We start from the raw sequence: 6,000 nt of genomic DNA, 5'->3' as shown, positions 1-6,000 counted from the left end.
AAAATATCCCTGGCGTAACAGTCACTAGTAACCCGCCAGTCGCAAATAACCCAGGTGGCGGCGGTACTAACCCTGGTGGTGGCGGTACGAACCCTGGCGGTGGCGGTGTTGGCAATAACCCTGGTGGTGGCACGAACCCTGGCGGTGGCGGTGTTGGCAATAACCCTGGTGGTGGTAATAACCCTGGCGGTGGCAATAACCCTGGCGGTGGTGGCGGTACTAACCCTGGTGGTGGTAATAACCCTGGCGGCGGTGGTGTTGGCAATAACCCTGGCGGTGGTGTTGGCAATAACCCTGGCGGTGGTGGTGGTAATAACCCTGGTGGTGTTGGCAATAACCCTGGCGGTGGTGGCGGTAATAACCCTGGTGGTGGTAATAACCCTGGCGGCGGCGGTGTTGGCAACAACCCTGGCGGCGATGTTGGTAATAACCCTGGTGGTGGTAATAACCCTGGTGGCGGTGGTGTTGGCAACAACCCTGGTGGCGATGTTGGTAATAACCTTGGTGGTGGTAATAACCCTGGTGGCGGTGGTGTTGGCAACAACCCTGGCGGCGATGTTGGTAATAACCCTGGTGGTAATACTGGCAATAATGGTAACGGCACTGGTAATGGCAATGGCACCACAAATGCTGGCAATAATGGCGGTAACGGCACAGGTACTAACGATGGCACTGGTAATGGCACTGGCACCACAAATGCTGGTAATAACGGTGGTAACGGCACAGGTACTAATGATGGCACTGGCAATGGTAACAACAATACTGGTAATAACAGTGGCACCGGAACGACTGCAAACAATGGTGATGGTTCTGGGACGGGGAATGGCAATCAAGACGGCAATGGTACTCAAGGGGAGACAAAAACTGCCCAGGATGATACTGATGGCCAATCCGAGCAAAAAGTTACCAAGCGCAAAACGGGAATTCAGTGCGATCGCAATGTAAATGCCCCCATAGCCAAAGCTAAAGCCGATCTACTAAAATCTGAACTGAACGAGAAACCCAATACCTCGGCAGCAGATCCTTGCGATCCTAGTTTCAATGGCAACGCCATCCTCCAGATCCTCAATCGTAAAAAATCCCAATAAAGGACTATCTACATGAATCTTCGAGTTAACGTCGGCATTTTAGCTATATTGATGCTGGGTTTATCACCGATATTGGGAAGCGATATCGTCCGATCGCATTTGCACCCAACTGCTTCAATTCAATCTAAAATCCAGTTAACTCGACTCAGAAGTAGCCTGAAAAAATATCGAGATCTGCCCTTGTCCCGCTCGATTGCCCTCCAAGACGATCGATCGATGACTAATCAATTACTACAGCAAGGTACCGCCAAATATCAAGCCAATCGGTTCAAGGAGGCGATCGGGTTTTGGCAACAAGCACTCGTCGCCTTTAGGCAATCAAAAAATCGCCAAGGAGAAGAAGAATCACTTAGTTTGTTGACTAGTGGATATCTCGCAATTAGTGATGATAGTCGCCTGCTAGCTACCGCCGAACAGTGGGGTAAAATTGCTTCTAGTGAGAGCAATCGCGGTCGAGCATTGGGCTATATGGGTCTCGCTCACAAGAATTTGGGTAACTATACTCAATCGATCGAGCTTCAACAACAGGCGATAAATATCTTCCAAAACCTGCAAGATCCCCAATCGACAGGGCAAGTTTTAAATAATTTGGGCAGTACTTATGCCACCATTGGCGATTACGATCGAGCAATGCCAATTTTTCAAAAAAGTTTGACGATCGCCAAGCAACGCAAAGACATTCGATCAGAAGCGAATGTCTCGAGCAATTTGGGCGCGATTTCTACCGATCTGGGCAAAGACAAGCAAGCATTAACTTATTATCAACAAAGCCTTAAACTTGCCCAATTACCAACTATTAACGATCTCAATTTACAAGCGGGCATCTCGATTAATCTTGGTACGACTTATCATCTCCTCGACCAAAATAATCTCGGTATGAACTATTATCAGCGGGGGCTAAAATTAGCCAAGCAAATTAATAATCCCCAGCTTCAGAGTGATGTTTTGAGCAATTTGGGCTTGATTTATGAGGATCGCAAAAATTACTCTCAATCGATTCAAGCACATCAACAAAGTATCGAGATTGCGCAAGCTAATCAAAACCCTCGCTCTGAAGCTAGATTCCGCAATAATTTAGCTCACATATTTTTAGCTGCCAAGCGATTGACAGAAGCAGAAACACAGCTAGCGACTGCGGTTAAACTACTCGATCGAGTCAGATCTCAGCTCACCGACTTGCAGCAGGTAAACATCTTTGAAACTCAGGTTGCTACTTACAATCTGCTCATTCAAGTTTTCACTGCTGACAATAAACCAGAATCAGCCCTAGAAGCCTTGGAAAAGGGTCGTTCTAGAGCTTTTGCTCAATTGCTCTCGACGCGATTTTCTAACAGTGCTAAGGCGCAAAAAACCAGAGCTACGAACTTAGAAACTCCCTCGATCGATCGGATTCGGCAGATTGCTAAAGAGCAAAATGCGACGTTAGTTTCTTATGGGATTATTCCCGATGATTCTTTTAAATTTCGGGGTAATCAGCGTGCGCGTGAAGAAGAGCTATTTATCTGGGTGGTACAACCGACTGGGAAAGTAACTTTCCGGCGCGTGAATCTCAAACCCTTGTGGAAGCGAAAGATCGGGTTACAAGATTTAGTCAAGATCGGGCTATGTTTAGATAAGTCACCAACTTGTCCGACGATCGAGGAATTTGTCACCGAAAGACAGGAAAAACAGGGTAATGACAAATTGTCAGAGCAACCAAATGATAATAAAGATCGCCAAACTTTGCCTGCTGGTAAATATCCAGGTTTAAAGGAACTATATCAACTATTAGTTGCGCCGATCGAGGATCTCTTACCAAAAGATCCCGAAGCCGAGGTGGTATTCATTCCCCAAGATTCGTTATTAGTCGTTCCGTTTGCAGCATTACAAGCTCCAGATAACAAATTCTTAATCGAGAAACATACGATCCGCACCGCGCCATCGATTCAAGTATTGGGATTCACCCATCAACAACGCCAACGCCAATCGCCGCAATCCGCCGTTGTCGTTGTGGGCAATCCCACTATGCCCTATGTCACACTCACCCCCAGCGCATCTCGCCAAAAACTCGCTCCGCTACCTGGATCGGAAGAAGAAGCCAAAAATATTGCTAAGTTATTTAACACCCAAGCAATCGTCGGGAGTGCCGCCACCAAAGCCAATATTTTACCCAAACTCCAGCAAGCCAAGCTGATCCATCTAGCAACTCATGGCTTGCTAGAGTATCAAAGTCGGACTGGTGGCATTCAAACAGAATTACCAGGCGCGATGGCTTTAGCCCCATCTGGCAAAGATGATGGCTTGCTAACTTCCGGCGAAATTTTCGATCTCAATCTCAACGCCGAACTCGTAGTCTTGAGTGCTTGTGATACGGGCAAAGGTAGGGTAACTGGCGATGGTGTGATTGGTTTGTCGAGGGCATGGATTGCCGCTGGCGTTCCCAGTTCGATTGTATCTTTGCGCGAAGTTCCCGACGAACAAACTTCGGCTTTGATGCTGGCTTTTTATCAAAATTGGCAAAAACAGCCCAATATTGCGGTAGCTCTGCGCCGAGCTACTTTGACGGTGATGAAAGAATTTCCCACTCCTAGAGATTGGGGGGCTTTTATTGCGATCGGCGAATCTAAATGATTATCCTCGATCGATAGTAATATTTCTAGGTGAAGAGCGTCAAGGGCTAACCAGTCAACAGCGTAGATTAGTGCGGATTCCGATGGTTAGAGAGGCTGATTCGCTCAATCTGGAGGGAGCTGGAAGTTTATTATTGTAAGAAGTCTATCGATCTCAAACCAGATCTTTACCGCTTGGAAAATCAGGATGTAAGTGATAGCATCAGACTCAGGATTTTTTGTAAGATTGGCATCAAAAATGTAACCAAAAGAATTGAGTAGCCCAAGTTGCTAGTTATAGTTTTTTAGTGTGGGAAAGAGGCAGGGGTAAAAGCGGATAGAGCTTCGCATCGATATAGCCTAACAATCGTAGAGATCTTCCCTTTACCCTTTACCCTTTACCCTTTACCCTTTACCCCTTCCCTAATCCCAGATGCCCAACAAAATGCCCAATCGGAAGTCCAAATCAACTAGTGTGACGATAAAACATAAACAACGCCGACGGATTGCCGTAGCTGGAGCGGCTGCACTCCTGGTGGGGTTGATGGCCATCGGTAGCTGGAAATTATTCTCAGGGAATTCAGGTAAACTAGATACTAGCAATGGAGTGAGTTTATTACCTCAGGATACTTTTTTCTCTGCCTCAATTTCTACCGATCCAGAACGATGGCAGAAATTCGCGGAATTTGGCATTCCGTTAAGTAGAGGTGTGTTTGAAAATCAGTTAGCCAAGCTTCATACCGACTTATTGACTAATTACGGTTACGACTATTCACGCGACATTCAACCTTGGATTGGCCAGCAAATCTTACTCGGTTATTTAGATAATCCTGGTGCTGTTTCCAGCAGATCCGTGCAGGGGAAAATCCCCCACCAGCAAACAATCGCAATTCTGCCGATCGCCGATCGAGATGCCGCCCAGAGAGTCGTAGAACAGCATCAAACCCCGATCGATGCTAATTTAGTCGAAAGCAATTATAAAGGGGTCGCCATTAGGGAATTTAAGCGGAAAACGGGGACGATGGCGATCGCCATCCTCGACAATTTTGTGGCAATTTCTACCGATCGATCGGGATTACAACGAGTCATCGATACTCAGCAAGGTGGTAAATCGTTACTGACATTACCAGGTTATACCAAAGCTTTGAGTGCGATCGAGATCGATCGACCATTCATCCAAGTATATGCAAATATTCCTGTCGCCACAGCCGTCGCAGCCGCCAATTCGCCGCAAACACTTGCTGCTGACAAATTAGCTCAAGCTCAAATTCAGCAAGGGATTGCTGCTAATGCTACTTTAGAAGCAGAAGGAATTGCCTGGAAGGGAATTTCCTGGCTCAAACCCAATACCAAGCAAAAATTGGTAGTCGAAAATCAAGGTCAAAATCTGGCGGGAAATCTGCCAGCGAATACCCTCGTAATGGTTTCTGGTGGAAACTTACAACGGTTGTGGCAAGATTATGTCCGCAGTGCCGATACCAATCCTCTGGCACCGTTTAAACCTGACGATCTGGTGAGAAATCTCGATAGCCTGACGGGGCTAGAATTAGAACCAGAAATCCTCAACTGGAGCAAAGGACCATTTGGGGTAGCGATGATTCCCAAACCAGATAAAATCGATACAGAACTTGGGGCGGGATTAGTCATATTTCAACAGGCTAGCAATCGATCTGCTGCAGAGAAAGCTTTTGCGCGGTTAGATAGTACGATGGGCAGCAAGCAAGCATTTAAAATTGTCAAAGCCAAAATCAGTGGCAAAGATGTCATTAATTGGACATCGCCCGTCAGTGGGACTGCGGCTACTCATGGTTGGCTCGATCGCGATCTGGCTTTTATCAGCTTGGGCGCGCCCGTAGCCAGTACTTTCGTCCCCCAACCTCAACAAAGATTATCAGATAATCAACTATTTCAACAAGTGACTCGATCGAGTCTCAACACCCATAACGGTCAATTTTTCATTGATATCGATCGAACCATTAACGCCGGAAATTTACCATTACCATACTTATCCCCAGAAGTTGCGGCTGGGTTCAAAGCCATTAAGGGTTTGGGTGTCACCAGTGCCATCTTAGACGAATTCAGCAATCGGTTCGATCTATTCGTCGCCCTCAAAAAAGTCCCTGGCATTGCCAAACTTCCCGCCACACCAGCAAAATCGGTTAAGCCATCCCCAAATCCGCTCAAATCGCCAAGCCCCAGCCCCAAGCCTGCTGCATAAATTTGCGGTGCTTGCGCTTTTACTAACTAGAGAGTAGAGGGTAAAGGGTAGAGGGTAGTTCAGATTGTGGCGATGCAAGGAAACTATTCACCGAACACGCTGTAGC

At 46.8% G+C, this 6,000-nt stretch carries 4 protein-coding genes; all 4 read left to right on the top strand.

Going from position 1 to position 6,000, the window contains the following annotated elements:
• Window positions 1-1,088 (top strand): hypothetical protein (locus RMO55_RS07435; protein ID WP_310425440.1); only part of this gene is annotated, 1,088 nt, incomplete at its 5' end.
• A 12-nt stretch (window positions 1,089-1,100) separates the two neighbouring features.
• Entirely contained in the window at window positions 1,101-3,698 is a 2,598-nt protein-coding gene (locus RMO55_RS07430) for a CHAT domain-containing protein (protein WP_310425438.1), read from the top strand.
• A complete protein-coding gene (locus RMO55_RS22205) occupies window positions 3,676-3,837 on the top strand; it encodes a TrmH family RNA methyltransferase (protein WP_396134210.1) in 162 nt (53 codons plus the stop codon). The genes RMO55_RS07430 and RMO55_RS22205 overlap by 23 nt, the downstream gene beginning before the upstream one ends.
• Window positions 3,838-4,151: 314 nt before the next feature.
• Window positions 4,152-5,894: a DUF3352 domain-containing protein gene (locus RMO55_RS07425; protein ID WP_310425436.1), complete on the top strand. Its 1,743-nt coding sequence runs from the start codon at window positions 4,152-4,154 to the stop codon at window positions 5,892-5,894.
• Window positions 5,895-6,000: the final 106 nt, after the last annotated feature.

This window comes from Chamaesiphon sp. VAR_48_metabat_135_sub (assembly GCF_031418915.1).
In the GTDB taxonomy this organism is placed as follows: Bacteria; Cyanobacteriota; Cyanobacteriia; order Cyanobacteriales; family Chamaesiphonaceae; genus Chamaesiphon.
Note: the sequence above shows the minus strand (reverse complement) of the source record. Positions and strands in the feature narration are given on the sequence as shown.

Coding starts and splice junctions, on each gene's coding strand:
- RMO55_RS07430 (WP_310425438.1), top strand. CDS start 1,101: ATGAATCTTCGAGTTAACGTCGGCATTTTAGCTATATTGATGCTGGGT.